We start from the raw sequence: 18800 nt of genomic DNA on the forward strand, positions 1-18800 counted from the left end.
TCTTACTCTTGGCGGATATCGATTACGCCGCTGGCGAGGGTTTCGTCGTTGAACTGGTAGGAGCTGCCATTGAGGTTCAGGTAGGCTTCGGTCAGGTCGCTTTCGTTGACGATCCATGCCATGGATATCTGAATGCTTTCGCCTGGTTTCAGGGTTGGGATGTAGTTTCCGCCGTTGCCGTAGTTGTCGGTTACGCTATAGTATTTCATTTCGCCGGTTCTGGCGGCGCTGTCCCAGGTGGTGCGATCGTAGCCGTCTCCGGATTCTTCCTCAGGTACATAGGCTTCATAGGTGCTGCCATCGCTGTGAAGCTTCATCAGGGAACCGATGTAGAGGATGTGGTTTACTTCCTGGTCGGAGGTGTTGGTGTAAGTGACAGTGGTGTAAACCAGTTTCTGCTGTTCGGTTTTTGTTTTTACGATTTCATCCAGAGTGTTTACGCCGTCTCCTTCTTTGATGTAGGAGATGGTGTTTTCTTTCAGTTTTCCGTCTGCGTCAGTGGCATCTTTCCAGTCTTCCGGAATCTGGCCGTTCAGGAGTTGGAGGTCATCTGCGATCTGGACGGAGTCTACGGTTGCCTGAAGCGGGATGTCGGATACATAGTTTCCATCTGTATCTTCGCCGCTGGCGGTCAAATTTATGGTTTCGCCGACTTTCGCGATCGGGAGTTTGTCTGCTGCTATACTGGTTATCTCTTCATCGCCCGGTGTTTCTTCCGGGGAGACGATGTCGCTCCAGGTGTACATATTGGCGGTGTCTATCATCGTATCTTTTTCGGTGATCTGAAGGTTTTCTGCTACTTTGATGGCATCTTCTTTCGATACATCGTCACCCACATAAATCGTGATCACACGGTATGCTTCCGGGCAGAGCAGGTAGATGCGCTGGTTAAAGAAACCATCCTGCATAACTTCATGGTATTTCAGGTAGACACCTTCATACTGACCGAACGTCCGCTCTTCGCTCTCTACGATATTTTTATCTTCTTTTACCTGCGCAAAATCGTCACTGTCAAGCAGGACAGAGGTAAAGCTGAAGCCACCGTTTTGTGCAGTATACTGCAGGTGTTCATCATCCGTCCAAGTCATGCCGTCCGGGATATAGCTCGTTGATATGGTTACATCGTGTACCTGTTCCGGGAGCTGGAGGGTTGTGTTGCCATCGGCCTGAAGTCCGGTTGCCACGCTGTAGGTTCCCTGTTTTTCCACATACATATGGTACAGTCGGCTGCCGGCATAGGCAACAGTGGATGTTGCCAGAAGACACACGGCTGCTGCCGCTGCCACCTGCATTTTGTTCCATTTTCTCTTCTTTATTGACACAACTTTGGTATCCTGAAGCTGTCTGTTTACCTCTTCCTGTACCATTTTATGAATAAAATCTGGTGTTTCCGGGATATTGTTTTTCATATCTTCTAATCTCATGTCCATGCCTCACTTTCCTGCAGATCCTGCCGTAATTTTTCTCTTGCTCTGGCGAGTCTTTTTTGTACTGCGCCCTCGGTAATATCCATGATCTGTGCGATCTCCCGGATATTAAACTTTTCAATATAATACAGGATCACCGGCATCCGCAGATCTTCTTTCAGGGAACCGACTGCCTTGTACAGTTCACTGTAATCGGTCTTTTCATCTGCCGCGATCTCTGTCGTCTCACACATCTCATCCAGAGAAATCACTTTGCTTGTTTTTCTCAGGATGGTGTAACACTCGTTGATCAGGATCCGCATCAGCCATGTCTTTGCGTATTTGTCATTCCGTAACGTATGAAGTCTGGAAAATGCTTTGACAATCGTCTCCTGTATGGCATCCGCACAGTCCTGATCGCTGTATAACATGGATTTGGCAGTGCAGTACATCTGCCTCTCCGTATCCAGGATCAGTGTCCCTAATTGTTCTTTTGTCACTTTTGCACCACCTTTTCTGGTTGGTTCGCCGGCCGGCTCTTTTTGTTTACATAGATTAGACGGAGAAGTCCGGAAAATATCCCGTTCCGGATTTCTTTTTTTATCACATATGAAAAAAACTGTGAAATCCTGTTTGGAATCTCACAGTTCCTGTCCTTTATCCTTTCACATACAGAACACCTGCCCGGTTCTCTGTTGTATAGTCATCTGCCGGAATCACTTCCATCGTCACAACTTTATATTTCTCATTTTCTTTTCTTCGATATGTGATGCTGATTCTCTTATGATCCTCATCGAGATGATTTCTCAGATAGTCAAACGCTGTCTGCTTCTGATATTCCAGATGTTTATTCTGATCTTCTGTGATCTCAATAAACGAAGCCCGGAACCATTCCAGATCTTTTCCTACAAATTCTGCGGAAATAATCTTCTTTCCTTCCATTCGCTTCGCCAGTGTCGTAAAATCCACAAAAGCTTCTGCCTGATCTCCGTACACTTCCAGCGCGGTTTCTTTCATCAGTTCTGCGATCACCTGATCTGCATTTTCTCTGTTTTTTCCCATCTCGGATTCTTCTTTTGTGCCGGAATATTCCATTACGGAATTTTCATCCAGCCGGATCAAATGCATACTGTGGTAAATCTCCGACATTGATGCCAGAACCGCAAACTGTTCCTTCTTTTCCCTGTTCGCCTTCAGCACCCGGTTTACCAGCGCAAGAATTCCTGCCGCTGCGCCCAGAAGACATACAATCTGTTTTCCTACTCTTTTTTTGTAGATTGTTTTTTCTTCATTGTCTGTATCCCTTGTTTCTTTTTGTTACCTTTACTCAAATATCCTAACACATTCATCGACTTTTTTCTTCTTTTCTTTTATAAATTTTAACAAAGAATGTGCCAGTGGCACTTGTTTAGCAACGACCGAAGTGGAACGTAGACCGCTTGCGGCATCTACCTTATACGCCGCAGTGCGCATCCTCGCGGAGCGTTTTTTACTTTACAGGGGAACAATTTCCTGTAAAGTAAAAAAACAGAGAAGCCCGGTTGATGACTTCTCTGTTTTTCGACCATATTTTTTCTATCGTTCTGCTGTTCTTTTTTCTTTTCCGTCCGCAATCTTCAGGAATATAAATCCCAGGAAGAAAAATACTGCCTGCGATGCTACCGCAATGTTAATCGTTCCGCCTGCCAGTTTGACGCCTGCGATCACGGCAGAACCGAGGAAAGAGGCACCTTTTGAAAAAATATCATATAAACCGAAATATTCTCCTGAATTATCCGGCGGAATAATTTTGGAAAAATAGGATCTCGACAGGGACTGGATCGACCCCTGAAAGCATCCTACACCGAATGCCAGAAAGCTGAATCCCAGCAGATTTTTTAACGTCAGCGCATACAGACAGACGACAAAATAACCCACGATACATACCAGGATCAGACAAACGGTATCGTATTTTTTTGACAGTTTTGCGAACACCAGTGATCCGCCAAATGCAACGACCTGCGTTGCCAGCAGACAGATGACCTGTCCGACGGTACTCAAGTTCAGATCTGTTCCTATATTAATGCAGTTATCAATGATCGTTCCCACACCATCGATATAGAGGAAAAATGCGATCAGAAAGAAAAATACTTTTTTGTCTTCGGTTGCGATAAATTTTACTGTCTGAAAAATCTTGCGGAATGCATTTCCCACTGCATGCCCCTGATGCTCTACATAGTTCAGCTGCTTATAGTTTTTCATCAGTGGAATCGTTACCAGAAGCCACCAGAGTCCGGTAACTGCGAATCCGATCGCCATCGATACCCTGCCCGGAATCATTCCCGCCATATCCGGACCAAGTACATAAGCCACCAGTGCTATCAGAAACGGTATGCAGGAGCCAAGGTATCCCCACGCAAAACCGTAGGAAGAGACTTCATCCATCCGCTCTTCTGTCGTGATATCGTTCAGCATGGAGTCATAAAACATCAGCGACATATTATAGAATATTTTGGTCACCGCAAACAGAAGCAGAAATGCGATCCACTGATACGCAAATCCATTCAGGATACATCCGGAAACGCCAACTGCTACGGTCGTGGTAAAAAAGATTTTTTTCATCCCCTTATGATCCGAAATCGCCCCGCACACCGGACCAAGCAGCGCAACCACAATCGTAATCACCGCAATCGCCATCGAATAATAAGCCGTTGCCTGATCCGAAGTCAGCTGCCCCGGCCTCGTCCCGATCGCCATCGCCTTAAACCAGATCGGTATCAACGCACACGCCAGCATCGTATACGCCGAATTTCCCACATCATAGAGCACCCAGGCAAATTCTTTGTTGTTCAGATTGCGGAATATCCTTCTCTTCTTCATACGACATCCTCCATTCCCTATATATTTTTTCTGAAATTTTTTTTTTTCACGACATATTATATGTTTTATTATATATGAAAATGGTTAATTTCACAATCTTCTCTGTGTAAAATGATTGTTAATTTTCTCGCCGCAACAACTATAACACCATATTCTTCTTTTCAATTCACAGCCTCATAGTGAGGCTGACAACTCCTGTTTCTTCTTCATGCTGACCGTGGTAACATTTCAACTCTCATCCTCTCAAATAGGATGACTTCATCATCGTACCCGTTTTCATCATCGTAATCGTCCTTTCAACTCACATTCTCACAAGGAGGCTGACTTTTTCCTGCCTTAACAAATTTTGCTTCTGTTTCAAATTTCAACTCACGGGGCTGTCGCTTTAACGAATGAATTTTCGTGAAGCGGCAGCTTTCTTTTTGCTGTTCTAAGGATAAAATCCATCAAAAAACGCTTTTCATTGTTACAGGCTATTATTAAAGACGCACTTTAATAAGCCATTCTTGATGGCTTGAAAAATTGTTTTGATAAGTCAAAATTTAGGCACTTTTTATCGGAAATAAATGTGTTCCGGTTCTTCCATTTTGAATCTTATTATGCAGTTTGTTTATGTTTCTTGCCATGGCAAGCAACGTACTTTCTGCAAGAACATTTGCATTTCATTTGCTCAAATATCTGCGGAACTGCATATCCTGTTTTAAATCGCCAAAGGAGCCTTCCGCCTGTATGCTTCGGTTTGTCCTGAAGAGGATCCCTTCTTCTGAGAGTATCCGGTCTAAATCTTCTTTTCTATGTTTTAGAAATGTTTTCGCAACCTGAAGTGTCTTTGTCCGTTCTTCTAAGGGTGTTTTGCAGTTATTCCCTTTGATGCATTCGCTTTTGTAAGGGCATCCATTACAGTCCTCACATTTATAAATCGTTTTTTCGCTTACATATCCTGTTTTGCTTTTTGAGTGGCGGATATGATCTACACCTAATTTTTTACCATTTTTGCAGGTATAGATATCTTTTTTACATCATACTCCATATTTTCTATCTTACCGATATCATTTTTATATTTACGGGTCTTGGAAATCTCATAGTTCGCAGGCTTTAACTGTCCGTTTCCCATGGCATCCTCCTTCATTCGCATAAAAGTAGCATCATGATCTGTCTTTGAATAACTGTTGCGTTCCGCACAGATATGTATCTGCTGGTTATATTTTTTGAGCCGGTTCAAATAACTTTCAAGAGTTTCAATACTCTTTTGAAGTGAAGTTTTTCTTTTCCCGATCCCATGCACAAACACTATATTTTCAGTTTCTTTTAATGCATACAGTTTTTTGCGGAGCTTCTTTACATGCCTTATTTTTATCGTATTTCCATAAACGATTTTTATATCATAAAGCAACTCACACTCAGCCACAAAATCAGCAAGTTTCTGCAAAAGTTTTGCCTGGTTTTTTGTTACTGCCTTCTTCCAGACGAAAGTATACTTATTGGCACTGGCTTCAATTTTTGTACCATCAATAAAAATGGTCTCTCCGGAAATTTCTCCCATATCAAACAATGCATTAGACATTTCTGCAAGGATACGTTTAGAACAGGGAGCAAAATGGATACTTCTAAACCTTGCAAATGTTGCATGATCAGGAGCCGGGGAACCTTCTAGAAGAAACATAAAATTGATATCTCTTTTACAATTTAGTTCCATGGAACGAGAGGAGTAATCCCCGTTCATGTAAGAATAGAGCACGATCTTCAAAAGTGTTCTGGGCGATACAGAATTTATTCTTTCATAAGTAGAATATAGGTCAGTCAAATCCATAGCCTCCACAAACTGACTTAGTAATCGAACAGAATCATTATCCGGAATGATTGTTTCAAGATTTAACGGAAGTTTAAGTTGATATCCGTCTGAATTTTTTGTATAATCTTTTTGTAATAATTTAGTTAGTAGCATAACTTGATTTTACACCAACTGCCGGATTCTTTCGAGGTCTGGCAGTTATTTTTTTGCACAAGAAAAGGAGCTGCGCACTAATTAGTGCGACAGCCCCCTTAAATGAAATTACATAAACATTTTTTTCAACTCACAGATATCCTTTTCCAAAACACCTGACATTTCACAAATTTCTTTGCCATACCATTATATATACCATCAAAATATTTTACAATTCTTTTTCTTCTTTATTTTCCTGTATCTCTTTCTTCCACCCCAGTTCTATCTTCTCCATCTGCTTAAGAATTGCATCCTCTATCATTCCCCCAAGATAAGCCTCATTCAACTTCTTTTTGGCATATGCCAGATAGCTATCCCTGGTGTTCTCAATTAACACAGATGTGAAAAATCGTTCCCAGCTAAAATACTCCCTGCTTTCTATATATTCTGCCGGCTCATCCAACATCTGGTCTATCTGATTATTTTTCAATACCCCAGACTTTAAAATCAGCCATTCAAAGGATTCCGGCAGATACAGAGCTGCTGTTTCATTTTCCCGGATCAGTTTCAATACTCTGTCAATTTCCGAACCGAACGCCGCACCGTCTGCTATTACAAGGATTTTCTGATCTTTATGTTCATTGATATAGTGGAAAACATTCGATTTTCCATTCATAGACTCGCATTTCAACCCATTCGCCTGGCATATGTGAGAAAAAAACTAATAACCCGAATTACTGTCCTCTGTGAGAACCATCTCCGGTTTTACCGGGTTGGTCCAGGTATCTGTTCCATATATTCTGTAAAACTCATGATAACTCTGTCTCAACGTCCCATATTTTCCAGATGTTCGGATACCATAAATTTCCTCTGCACTGTATGGCAGTGCAGGTAAAGATTCCCTTGTTACAATTACATAATAATTATCTGTTTTCTGAATAGTTCCCGCGAACTCTTCTGTTTTGATAAATTCATTACCTTCATCTATGAATACGATACCATCTGAGATCTCCGATAACTGTGCTTTCCATAAGTTTCCCTCCAGCACATAGCATGTTTTATCACAAACCAGCTCCACCGGTGTGCCAGACGGGTTATTGATATGATCCCGAATCATATCTACCAGCGTGGTTTTTCCGGTTGCACTGTCTCCACGAATGACAGTCAGATTGCGGTGCAGTTCAAACTCATATTTTAAGCGTTTGGTTGAAACAACAATTTTATGTTTTCCCTTCATTCTCCCTATCTCCTGTCAGACAAATTCACCGGCTATCGATATCAGTTCTCTCATGGAACACACCACCTGATCCGTATTCAGAATACGGATCTGAAATGGTTCTTCCCCAAATTCCATCAAATGATGCAGATTAATTGTGCGATCCTGCGATGCAGCAATTTTCAACAACCATTTTGCGCAATTGTCACCGCATGTCGAAGCATTAAAAATCTTATCTTTTTCAAATTTAACAAGAATCAATGTTTTCACTCCACCGGATAGCCCGGTTGGTGGTATCTTCCCAAGGACCGGACTGTCGATGACTCCACTGTCTAAGACCGTCGACCGATCGACATCCTGAATCATTTCTTTCACAAACGGATCTATGATCCAGCTGTCCTCGTAATCATATTTAAAATAAGCTGCCGTATTATACACAGCTTCTTTCATATCACCATAAAAAATATTCAGCATACGATTGTCTCCTTTTTCTGCATGTAAACCTTTCCTGCAACGTAACTGTTCAGTACCTTCACAGTTACGAGCCAAAATGCATTTAAACCTTCGGTGATGGCATTTTGGCTTGTATGTCTCGGGATTTTGACATATTCATGTCAAAACACCTCGCGGGACAGTGGCAACTGAATAGTTCCCCTGCAACATCTATTATATGTCTCTTTTCCTTACTTCTGCAACCAGAAACACCCAATCCTGCCTCGCCTGTCATGCAAAAAAGCCGGAAACCGGTCTTACCTTCCCGGATTCCGACTCTTCTTTTGTACTTTCTGCTTTACTCTCTCACCCAGCACTCCCGGATCTCAGCGATGTACATGGTATGATAATCTTTTTCCGGATACCATCTTTCATCTTCTTCCGGTTCATAAAAGTTTTCCGGTTTGATGTCATCCTGGTAAAGCTTTCTGCATACCAGCACCTGTGTAGCCTCTTCGAATCCCGGCTGACCGTCCACTTCTGTCAGATGCAAGCCGGACTGTTCGATCTTGTCCGGGACATCTTTGCCGGAGACTTTGCCGAGGTAACCCAGCTCTTTCATGTGCCCGCCACCGAAGAAGCTGATGGTAAATGTATCACCTGCATCTACGAACTCTTTGGTATGACGCTGTGGGCGGATATATACTGTTGCCACATTCTTACCCCACAGAACGCCGATGCCGCCCCAGGAAGCGGTCATTGTATTGGCTTTGCCGTCTTTTGCTGCGGAGATCAGCATCCATTCGGAACCGATCTTCTCAAAAGGTTTCATCTCCAGTGTTTTCACATCCACTTTTTTAAATCCCATCGCATCTGTCCTTCTTTCTATAACACAGAAGGTAACCGCAAGCTGCTGCCCCTGTTACCTTCTTTTTTCAGTAACTGCCTCATTTTTCACAGCTACTGTTATTATACTATTTTCTGCCGGCATCGCAAAGCTATTTCTGCGATATTTTTGCCTGTTTCTTCTCATCCGCCGAGTCCAGCACTCCTCCGATGATCTGTAACAGAATCGCGAGTCCGATCAGACTTCCCGCTGCAATCTTACCATGGAAAGTCACAAAAAATGCAAGTACCCGTCCCAGCACCGGAACAGAATATACTACCTTTCCGATATAATAATCATAACCCACCGGATACAGATCTTCTTTTTCATTTGCATCACCCTTGGTGTGGATCTGACCGGTTACAATATCATTTTTGATAACCCGGTGTGTGATGATCGCTCCCGTATCCATAGAACTGTAGAATGCGATCACATCATCTGTCCCGGCATCCTCCGGTGCTCCCGGCTGTACATAAACCAGACTTCCCACCGGTATCGCCGGCTCCATACTTCCACTGATGACTGTATAGATCTCATACCCGAAGACCCGCGGAAGAGTTAATGGCAGACATACAAGAATCACCGCCACCAGACAGACCGTTCCGAATATCTTACAGATCCGGGCACATCCTGCCAGTGCCCCTCTTTTTTCTTTCTTCTTTTTTCCCATATCCTGTACCAGAACCGATACCTGCCCGAAAATCACCTTATGACAGGTTCTGATCATCCTTTGCATTATTCAGACTTCTGACAGACTTCACGTTGTACCGGATCTCATACACGGTATTTTTCTTCCGGAACTGTGCATCGATGCGTTTCTGGATCTCCTGACAATCCTCCGGTTTTGTATTGATCAGAAGTACCAGATATTGTCCCCTCCCGTAACGGGTAACTACGTCCCCCGCACGAATACTTCTGCAGATACTTTCCCATATATACCGTGACAGTACCTCTGCATATTCATCGGATCTGATGGGATGTTCCTCCATATCCGTTAAAGTACATAACATCAGCTGCACCTGTTGTCCGCTTCGCTCTATCATACGTGCAACCATATGATAAATCTCCCGGAACACCACCCAGTTACACTGATACGGCTCCTTCACCTTTTCCAGCCGTTCTGTCATATTCTCCTGTATATTATCCAGTATATCATACGGATGGTCAAGCTGTTCTTGCATTTTTCTCCGGAAATCCTTTAATTTGACCAGTTCTTCTTCCATATAGACCTGACGATACTTTTCCATGGTTTCCCCATACAGAATCTCTACCTGTTCCGTTCTTCCCATACCGGTCAGTGCCTCGAGCACCAGCAGTTCCCCTTCCTCATATGGCGCTGCTTTCGATACATGCCGACCCAGCTTCTCCAGCTGGATATACGCCTTCTTTGTCCGCAGAAGTTCCGCCATATATTTCACCAACTTCCGGAACATGGTTTGATAACGCTCCCGTTCCGCTTTTACCCAGCCTTCCTGCGCGGAACCCTTAAGAAAGGCACCTTTATACATCAAAACAGCCTTCCAGCACAGCTCAAGCTGTTCCTCCCAGTCCCCTGCCCTGCGTGCTCTGCTGCAATACTCTTCAAACACCTGCGCATCCTCTTCAAACGGAATCTCTTTGTTCCAGTAAAATCTTCCTCTTCTGGAAATAATATATTTTCCTTTCGGAAGACCTGTCTGTTCCAGTTTTTTTCTGATATTATAGATCAGACTGTGGATCGCATGATTCGCATCGTCCAATGTCCGTTCACCAAACAAAACCTTCTCCAGATGTTCCCGGCTGATCCCCTTTTCTCCGCTATGGAAAATCAACTGCAACACCCGTGCAAACTGTGTCTCTTTTTTCTTCTTTGCGATCAAAGATATCCCCTGATATTCCAGGGAAAAATCACCGAACATTTTTACATACAAAACCTGTTGTTTCTTTAATTTTTTGTTCTTCATACACGTTCCACATGTTTGCATATTTGGGTCTGCATCCTCCTGAGACAACCGCTTTCCTGACTTATCTTACACTTTCACGGAAAATATGATTTTCGTTCCTTCCGCGAAATATACATGCATATTCTAATACATTACGCAAAAGAAAGCAAGTCTTCTTTATATGTTATTGTATACAAAATACCCTTCGCGTTACTGTTCACTCCGTGTAATAAAAAAACTGCCGTATGGAGTTTTGTTTTACTCCATACAGCAGTTTCACTGTTCTTTCCACTGTCTGATTATCTGTGTACACGTTTTCTGACGATCACGATACCTGCTGCCAGTGCTGCAAGTGCTGCTACGCCGATACCAACGCCGGCTACCAGCGGAAGGCTCTTCTTTACTTTCTTATTGCCATCCAGGTCTTTGTTACTTTTCGGTACATCCTCATCGTCCAGATCTTTCAGATCCTGGTCTGCTCTTGGTGTCTCTTCATCACCGATGGTAGTGGTGTCTTCGTTACCCTGTGCATCCTGGGTGGTTCCGCCGTTTTCTGTGCCTTCTGTTCCCTGATTATCTGTTACATTGCCAGGTCCGCCATTGCCGGTTCCACCTGTGGCATCTGTGCCCTGTGCATCACCGTTTCCGGTGGTTGTGCCTGCTGCGTTACCGCCATTGGCATTGGTTCCTGTGCCACCGGTTGTGCCTGTAGTTCCACCGGTTGTTCCGGTAGTACCACCAGTTATAGTTGTTGTACCTCCAGGTACGGTAACTGTCTGCTCGGTGGTGTTGGTGATGGTCTGTCCCGGTGTTGTCACGGTTACGGTCTCATATGGCAGATAATTGAAGGTAAATACATTCTCTGCTGCATTGGCAGATAAGGTTTTGGTCAGGTTTCTGTATTCCGGTGTGTATCCGTCGATATAGGTATATGCAACCACCGGTTTATCACCTACATTGCCATAGAAGGTCTGGCTGTCTGCCAGCTTGTTGCCGTTGGCATCCTGATAATTGATGGTGTAGGCTACCTGATTGCCTTTGATTCCGTATGCTACTACGTATTCCTGGTCTCCGGTCACTTCAAAAGAAGAATTCTCTACTGCGGCATTATTATCACGTCCACTGATACGGATGCCCTGCACATAATACTTGCTGTCCTTATCCAGCGCTACTGCACCGGATCTTGCTTCAAAACTTACGGTATCTCCTGGATTCAGATTCTTGATCACGATAGCATCTGCAGTATTGGAAACGCTATAATCTGCTCCCTTTACTACCAGTCCGGCAGTTCCGGAAAAAGCTCCCTGCTTACCGCTGAAAATCGTTACCTGATACTTATAATCCTCCGCCTTAACACTCACAGGAATCGATCCAAGCAGAAAACAAAAGGCCAGAAGATATGTGGCTATCTTATACATTTTTTTCATCGCTGACCCTCTCCTTTCTCCTCTTTTCGCTTCTTGATCAGTATCACTGCCAGAATCAGAAGAATCACACCACTTGCCAGCGCTACTGCACATACAGCAAGAATCTGTGTGGTATCACCGGTCTTTGGGGATCTGACAACATTCTTTGAAGGTGCTGTAACCGTCCTGGTTACTGTCTTGTTGACAACTTTGTCTTCGCCCTTCTTCGTCACGGTTGTCACCGTCACCGGATCGGCTGCGAAGCTCATCTGAAGGCTTGCCAGTGTATCCTGATAATCATTTCCCTGTGTCTCACCGTCCAGCTTTACTGTCAGATGCACAGAAGCTACATCTCCCTTGGAGAGACGATCCAGATACAGATACTGATTCAGTGCATCGGTGGCCTGGTGAAGACCTTCACCCTTCTTGGCATCCTCGCCACCTACGGTTTCGCTGTCATATAATACGGTTTCCTTCTTGTCCGGTCCCACATAAGTCAGCCTGTAACCATAGGCACCGCCTTCTGCGATGCTCTGGCTGTCTTCCAGAGATTTTAATACTTCATTGGTCATATACCAGTCTGCATCTTTCTCACTGGTGTTCTTCAGTCCTACCTGAAGTTCCATGGTATCTCCCGGCTGTAACCGGAAGATATCTTTCTTCATGTCTGCGGAAGTAAAATTACTGCTCATCTTAGAACCGTCAAACTCTACCTTCCACTCAGAACCGCCCTGCAGCGTCTCTGCAAATGCTGTTGTATGTATGCCTACGGCCATGATTGCTGCCATGGCAAGGCACAAAATTCTTTTTTTCATATTCTGCACCCTCCTATCGTAAGCTGATATTGCCATTTCCATCCACATCTACATCCACACCCCAGGCACTCTTGATGGCATCCTGTGCGTTATGTGTCTGTACTGCGTCTGCTTCTGCTTCAATCTGGAAATTATAACCATCATATGCATAAGTCGTGGTGATTGTCTGGTAACCGTCCTTCTCTGTGACATCCTGTTTTACTTTCGTAGCGATGCTGCCGTCAATCGTCAGGGTATCGCTGAGCGCCAGTGTACTGCTTCCTGCCGGAAGGATGCTGGTGTAATAGAGGATCGTCCGCTCTGTGGTAGATGCATCTTCATCAACCACCCAGCCATTTCCATCTGTCAGGTTCAGATCGATCAGATCCGGGGAAAGACTGGTATCTTTTACGCCTTCTTTATTCGTCCAGCTCTTTTTCAGGATCACACGGACATAACTGTCAATGGAGCCGCTGTTTGTTACCTTGATTGCTTCCTCGTACTGTTTTCCCGGTACGATTTTTTCTTCTTTCAGAGCGGTCAGCAGATCTCCTGTCGTCTCATCCCATGTTCCATTGGATGCATAATCTCTTTTGCTGACTACTTTGTCATTTTCCACCAGGCTGACACCGATATTGGAAACCTCTACCTGTGCGCCGTAGTTCTCGCTGTAATATGTCAGTGCTGCCCGGGCACTTCCTATCGTGCTTCCTGCCAGTAATACAACAGAAGCGGAAAGAAGAGCCACAGTCAGTCCCCCAAGGGGCATTTTCTTTTTCTTACTCATCTCTCACCCTCCTATTCTCCGGTTGTCTCGCTGGTATCTGCGATCTGTGTCCAGTCTGCATACGGTTCGTTGTTTTCATTGTACAGGACTTTTGTGGATTCCTGAACAACTACTACATTGAAGCTGGCATCCGACTCTTTGCTGTCGATCCGGATATCCAGGACCGATGTGCTTTCTCCCGGTGCGATCGGATCGCTGTAATAATAGTATCCGTCCTCTCCCGGTGTCCATTTTCCATCGGAATCGCTGTACTGCAATCCATCCTGATATTTGCTTCCTGCCAGTGCTTTCACACGGACATAACAGTCATAATCACCGGTATTTTCCACCGATACATGTTTCGTCCAGTTGCTGAAATCTTCTTTCGGTATCGTCTCACTGAATCCCATGTTCAACGTTACCCCTCCGGAGGCTTCCGTATAAGTGGTGAAATACGCCATCGCTGTTCCTGCGCTGATCCCAGCTGTCAGTGTCAGAGCTGCGGCTGCAAGGCAAAGACTTTTTTTATTTATTTTTCTCATATCCTGCACCCCTTTCCCTAATTTGCACTGACGGTGTTATCGTCCTGCTGTTCCCAGCTCCACTCGCCATCTTTATTTTCAAAATGGTTTACGATACCGCTTCCCGGAACCAGGCGACCATCATATGTATTGGTAAAGCTTACGCTTACCGGACTGTTGTCTTCTCCCTCGGCAATGATCGTTGCTGTCTGGGTGTCACCGGATGTATTTTTGTAGCTTCCGCCTGCATAGATTTCTGTTACTGTCACTTCCGTTCCTGCCGGAAGGTGTTTTACCAGTGTTGTTTTCTTTCCTGCCTCATTAAATTTGATTGTAACCACATCACTGTAAACATTTTCACCGTTTCTTGTTCCCTCTACCTGGAAGACAAACAGTGCATCCTGGAGAGAAGTATTATAAGCGGTCAGGTCTTTTACGATCTCCAGATCGCCGTACCGCTGTGTCTGCTGTGGTTTCATGCCTGTTGTCACATCGTAGACCCAGGTGTCATCCGGATGTTCGCCGGAATAATAGTTGTTCGGCAGCGATACCAGATATGGGGAAAAATCGTAGGTGTATTCACTGGTCTGTACCGTCTCTGCTGCTACCAGATACATTCCTGTTTTCAGATTTTCAATTTTTCCTGTCGCTGTGCTTTCTCCTGCTTTCTTTTCCACCGTTGTCACAGCTGTCGGTTCCGCTTTGGTATCTTCCACGATCTTCATGGCATCTTCTGCCATCTGCATCCACGCTTCTGCGGTGGTTGTGCTGCTGATCTGATCCAGCCCAAGTCCTTCATAACCGGTGTGTGCCGTGTACTGTGCTTCCTCTGTGATATCCGCGATCTGATATACATCGACCGGAATCTCCACCTCATTCAGTTCAGCAAATTCTGTGCCGTCCAGTGTAAAGGTAAGTGAACACTTCTGTTCGGTATCCACTCCCAGAGCACCGTATACACTGGATAAACCGGCTGCTGATAAAACAGTGATTGCTGCAAGGGTCAGCGCCCCTGCGGTTCTTATTCTCTTTTTCATAGTCACCTCTATCCCTCCTTCGACATATCATCCGTCTTACCGGAATGTTTTTTGTTCTTCCGGTCAAACAGGAACTTCATGATCAGTATCACAAGCAGTGTAACTGCCAATCCTAAGATTAAGTATAACATATAATAATTCTGAATAGCACGCAACATGCTGTCAACCGGCGTATTTTCTGTTTCTTCTTCCCCGTTATACGGAACTCTCGTTCCACGGACCAGAAGCCGGTGGGAATTGACACCGTACGGTGTGCAGGTAAACAATGTTACCTGATCTTTTCCTTCCTGAATCTGCAATGCGTCCTCGAGTGTCTCATGATCATCCTTTTCTACCATATCGAGAATCTGATCCACCTGATAGGCAAGTGTCTCATCCAGCACATGGATGTAAAACATATCTCCCTGCTGCATCTGATCGATATCGGTAAATAACCGGGCTGCCGGAAGACCTCTGTGGGCTGCCAGTACACTGTGGGTACTCTCACCGCCGATGGGAAGCGATGTGCCATTCATATGACCGATTCCCGTCTGTAAAACATCTTCCGCAGTTCCATGATATATGGCAAGTCTGACATTGATTTTCGGGATAGAGAGATAACCCATGACTCCGTCTTCTGCCACATTCAGCACTTTCCAGTAATCGGTATCTTCTATCTGTGTATCGTCACTGCCAAACACATCCCCGTAAATATTATTCTGAACCAAGGTACTGTCGAATTCTCTTGCTGCCTCCCATTCTTCTGTGTAATCCTCCGGTTTCATATCACTTACCACTTTCTCGTAGTCGCTGATCAGGCGGCTCTGCCGGTAAGTATTCCACTGGTTGGATACGGTCGGATAAACAAGGATTCCAAATCCTGTCAGAAACAGCAGCCCGAAGAGAATTCCTGATAATTTTCTTTTCATCTTTATTCCTCTTTCCGTTCGGAAACCTGTTCCTGTTTTTCTTTCCTTTTTCTTTTGTAGTGTTTATCATATTTCCATAAGCCAAAGATCAATACTGCTGTTACCGCAAGTCCGATCACTACCCAGAGCAGATAGTTGGTATACAGGCTCATCGGTGATTCCTTTTCTTCTTTTTCCACAACCTCTTCTTCATACGGTACCCGGTGTCCTCTTACCAGAAGTCTCTGAGTATTTACTCCGTAAGGTGTACAGGTAAGCAGTGTCACGAGATCTTCTCCCGGCTCCACCGCCAGATCTCCGGTATCTTCCGGTTCTACGGTGCGGATCTGATCCACTTCGTAACAGAGTTTCTGATCCAATACGGAAATCAGGAAATGATCTCCTTTTTCTAACTGATCCAGATCCGTAAACAGGCTTGCACTGGGAAGACCTCTGTGTGCAGAGATTACTGCGTGGGTATTTTCCCCGCCTACCGGAAGAGAACTTCCTTCCAGATGTCCTGCGCCTTTGTTCAGGACTTCCTCGGAAGTGGTATGGAAAATCGGAATTTTAATGTTGATTTTCGGTACTTCCACATATCCCATCATTCCGTCATTCAGGATGTTCAGACAGGACATATATTCGTCTCCTGGCTCATCTGATGCTGCTGCGATTGCGAAGGAATCAGGAAGAATACTCGGAAGAAGTGATGCATTATATGCATTTGCTTTCTCCCATTCTTTCTCATAATCAATGGCTCCCTCACTGTTCTCCGTGCTGACTGTCGTTTCATACTCTGAGATCAGACGGCTCTGCCGGTAAGTATTCCACTGATTTGCCACCAGCGGATACAGCAACAAGGACAAACCGGCTAAAAATAAAATTCCTGCTATGATAATTGACATTTTTTTCTTCATCCGGGCTCTCCTTACTGTTGTATACTCAAGTGTCAGTTCTTTGTTCTTTTATCCTTTTTATCAAAAACGGGGCGGGCGAGCCGCCCCGTTTTCATGGGTTCTTCCGTTATCTCCAACGAGTGTACGGGCTTCCTTATTATTTCTGAGTTTTTCTTCTTGTTGCGAAGAACAGACCAGCTGCTACGATCATGATTGCGCAACCGCCGATGGTGAAGATTGTTGTACCGATACCACCGGTAGATGGCAGTGCACTCAGTTTCGTATTTTTAATTTCTGTAACTGTTGTAGTGGTTGCAATTGTTGTAACTTTTCCTTCTTTGTCATAAGTAGCGGTATAGGTGGAAGTATTCTTTCCATCGATTGTAATGGTATAAGTATTCAGCGTACCGTCTTCGTTGTAAGTTGCTGCGATCACAACGGTATGTTCTGTTTTGTCAATGGTAAATCCTTCCGGAGCTGCTGTCTCTACTAAGGTGTAGGTTCCTTGATCCAGTCCGTTAAAGGTAAGTCCACCATCTTCACCGGATTCTGCTGTATAAACTTTTCTGGTCTTGGTATTGGTTAATGTAAAGGTTGCACCTTTTAATACTTCTACTACTTTTTCATCCGGTTCCTGGCTCTTTTCTTCTACTTTACTGATCACATTACCTTTTTCATCTACTTTGATGATCTGGTTTACTTTTTCTGTGTATCCCTGAGTAGCTGCGCTTAAAGCTGCACCGATGCTGAAGGTATAAGTATAAGTTTTGCTGTCTGTGGTTTTTACATCACCCTTCGGGTTGGTGGTGTAGGATAATGTTGCTTTGTTGGTATTCGGATCAAAGTTTACCGTTGCCTGATCATTTACAGTTGCGGAATAGGTTACTACCAGTTCCATGCCGCCATTTTCTTTTGCATAATCACTCTTAACTGTAAGAGTAAATCCATGATCGGTTGTCTCCACCTTCTCGATCATATCAGCGGAAATATCTGCACCGTTGATCTTGATGCTGTTTTTGTCTAATGTCAGACCAGCACTCATGGTATCGGAAATGGCTACGGTTACGGTATCATACTGTTTGCTGTAGGAAGGAATAGCAGTTGTGATTTTGAAATTAACTGTATCGCCAATTGCCACATCGTTTCCTTTTGCGGTTTCACCACCTACGATCTCTTTTTTAATAGAAGGAGTGGTGGATTTTGCATATGCATTGCTGGTTTCCAGAGTCCAGTTGGAATCTGCATTGACCGGGTTGGATGTCATGGTGTTGTCGCTTCCGTTTGCGGAATAGTATACACCAACTAACATTGGGTTATATACTTCGTCAACCGTACCGGATACGATTACCAGCCAGTAACCTGCATTCAGGTCAGCTGTGAAATCTGTGTATTTTACATCATCTGCAACTGCTGCGCCTGTCATGGTTTTGCTTTTAAGAGTTACAGCACCGCTTGCAATCTGTTTTGCAATTGCGGTTACTTCATCGGAAGTCGGAGCCAGAACATCTGCGATCGCAAGCTTATTATCGGTTTTCACATATCCGATAAATCCACCGTCATACTGTGCTTTTGTGATCTGGTATGCGGTTACGGTTGCTGCTTTTTCTACATTCTGTACGGTTCCTTTTGCTGTATCATTTGCTGTCGGTGTTGTTGCTGCGAATGTCGGTACGCTCATAGCCAGTACCATTACCATCGCCATAATCACTGATAAGATTCTTTTCACTTTACTCATATGATTTTCTCCTTTTCTTTTTTATTTCCTCTCTTTTATTTTCAGTGCCTTTTCTCCTTTTATTTGCACCGGAAATCATTGTTGTGGCTCGGAGGCCACTGAAATATTAAGTT

Annotated in this window: 18 protein-coding genes and 1 pseudogene; all 19 read right to left on the reverse strand. The window is 44.3% G+C overall.

The genetic code is table 11. The features are described from left to right. Nucleotides 1-2: 2 nt before the first annotated feature. Nucleotides 3-1424: a DUF4367 domain-containing protein gene (locus ETP43_RS13110; RefSeq protein ID WP_129259616.1), complete on the reverse strand. Its 1422-nt coding sequence runs from the start codon at nucleotides 1422-1424 to the stop codon at nucleotides 3-5. Continuing rightward, entirely contained in the window at nucleotides 1421-1906 is a 486-nt protein-coding gene (locus ETP43_RS13115; protein WP_129258549.1) for a sigma-70 family RNA polymerase sigma factor, read from the reverse strand. The genes ETP43_RS13110 and ETP43_RS13115 overlap by 4 nt, the downstream gene beginning before the upstream one ends. 157 nt (nucleotides 1907-2063) lie before the next feature. Beyond that, entirely contained in the window at nucleotides 2064-2555 is a 492-nt protein-coding gene (locus tag ETP43_RS13120) for a hypothetical protein (protein WP_164979714.1), read from the reverse strand. 426 nt (nucleotides 2556-2981) lie between these two features. Continuing rightward, nucleotides 2982-4265 (reverse strand): MFS transporter, encoded by a 1284-nt coding sequence (locus tag ETP43_RS13125; RefSeq protein WP_129258553.1) that lies wholly within the window; start codon nucleotides 4263-4265, stop codon nucleotides 2982-2984. Between the two features lie 542 nt (nucleotides 4266-4807). Continuing rightward, nucleotides 4808-6210, reverse strand: a pseudogene (locus ETP43_RS13130) (transposase). Nucleotides 6211-6418: 208 nt separating this feature from the next. Further along, nucleotides 6419-6865 (reverse strand): hypothetical protein, encoded by a 447-nt coding sequence (locus tag ETP43_RS18100; protein ID WP_330546537.1) that lies wholly within the window; start codon nucleotides 6863-6865, stop codon nucleotides 6419-6421. Between the two features lie 45 nt (nucleotides 6866-6910). Beyond that, nucleotides 6911-7426, reverse strand: a complete 516-nt coding sequence (locus ETP43_RS18105) for a Fis family transcriptional regulator (protein ID WP_330546538.1) — start codon at nucleotides 7424-7426, stop codon at nucleotides 6911-6913. 15 nt (nucleotides 7427-7441) lie between these two features. Beyond that, nucleotides 7442-7879, reverse strand: a complete 438-nt coding sequence (locus ETP43_RS13140) for a DUF4869 domain-containing protein (protein ID WP_022400165.1) — start codon at nucleotides 7877-7879, stop codon at nucleotides 7442-7444. Nucleotides 7880-8195: 316 nt separating this feature from the next. After that, the gene (locus ETP43_RS13145) at nucleotides 8196-8705 is read right to left on the reverse strand and encodes a flavin reductase family protein (protein WP_129258555.1); all 510 of its coding nucleotides are present in this window, start codon (nucleotides 8703-8705) and stop codon (nucleotides 8196-8198) included. A gap of 130 nt (nucleotides 8706-8835) precedes the next feature. Then, nucleotides 8836-9450, reverse strand: a complete 615-nt coding sequence (locus ETP43_RS13150) for a signal peptidase I (protein ID WP_243114285.1) — start codon at nucleotides 9448-9450, stop codon at nucleotides 8836-8838. Beyond that, a complete protein-coding gene (locus ETP43_RS13155; RefSeq protein ID WP_164979716.1) occupies nucleotides 9431-10666 on the reverse strand; it encodes a BTAD domain-containing putative transcriptional regulator in 1236 nt (411 codons plus the stop codon). The genes ETP43_RS13150 and ETP43_RS13155 overlap by 20 nt, the downstream gene beginning before the upstream one ends. 278 nt (nucleotides 10667-10944) lie before the next feature. Continuing rightward, nucleotides 10945-12072 (reverse strand): MucBP domain-containing protein, encoded by a 1128-nt coding sequence (locus tag ETP43_RS13160; protein WP_129258559.1) that lies wholly within the window; start codon nucleotides 12070-12072, stop codon nucleotides 10945-10947. Further along, nucleotides 12069-12866 carry a hypothetical protein gene (locus tag ETP43_RS13165; RefSeq protein WP_129258561.1) on the reverse strand — a complete coding sequence of 266 codons (798 nt, stop codon included), beginning with the start codon at nucleotides 12864-12866 and terminating at the stop codon, nucleotides 12069-12071. The genes ETP43_RS13160 and ETP43_RS13165 overlap by 4 nt, the downstream gene beginning before the upstream one ends. 13 nt (nucleotides 12867-12879) lie before the next feature. Further along, a complete protein-coding gene (locus tag ETP43_RS13170; RefSeq protein ID WP_022399228.1) occupies nucleotides 12880-13632 on the reverse strand; it encodes a hypothetical protein in 753 nt (250 codons plus the stop codon). Nucleotides 13633-13643: 11 nt separating this feature from the next. Continuing rightward, nucleotides 13644-14153 (reverse strand): hypothetical protein, encoded by a 510-nt coding sequence (locus ETP43_RS13175; protein WP_022399227.1) that lies wholly within the window; start codon nucleotides 14151-14153, stop codon nucleotides 13644-13646. Between the two features lie 17 nt (nucleotides 14154-14170). After that, a complete protein-coding gene (locus tag ETP43_RS13180; RefSeq protein ID WP_129258563.1) occupies nucleotides 14171-15169 on the reverse strand; it encodes a DUF5979 domain-containing protein in 999 nt (332 codons plus the stop codon). An 8-nt stretch (nucleotides 15170-15177) separates the two neighbouring features. Beyond that, entirely contained in the window at nucleotides 15178-16077 is a 900-nt protein-coding gene (locus ETP43_RS13185) for a class C sortase (protein WP_129258566.1), read from the reverse strand. Nucleotides 16078-16079: 2 nt separating this feature from the next. After that, nucleotides 16080-16973 carry a class C sortase gene (locus ETP43_RS13190; protein WP_129258568.1) on the reverse strand — a complete coding sequence of 298 codons (894 nt, stop codon included), beginning with the start codon at nucleotides 16971-16973 and terminating at the stop codon, nucleotides 16080-16082. Between the two features lie 136 nt (nucleotides 16974-17109). Beyond that, entirely contained in the window at nucleotides 17110-18687 is a 1578-nt protein-coding gene (locus tag ETP43_RS13195) for an isopeptide-forming domain-containing fimbrial protein (protein ID WP_129258570.1), read from the reverse strand. Nucleotides 18688-18800: the final 113 nt, after the last annotated feature.

It is taken from the genome of Blautia faecicola, assembly GCF_004123145.1.
Lineage (GTDB): Bacteria > Bacillota > Clostridia > Lachnospirales > Lachnospiraceae > Oliverpabstia > Oliverpabstia faecicola.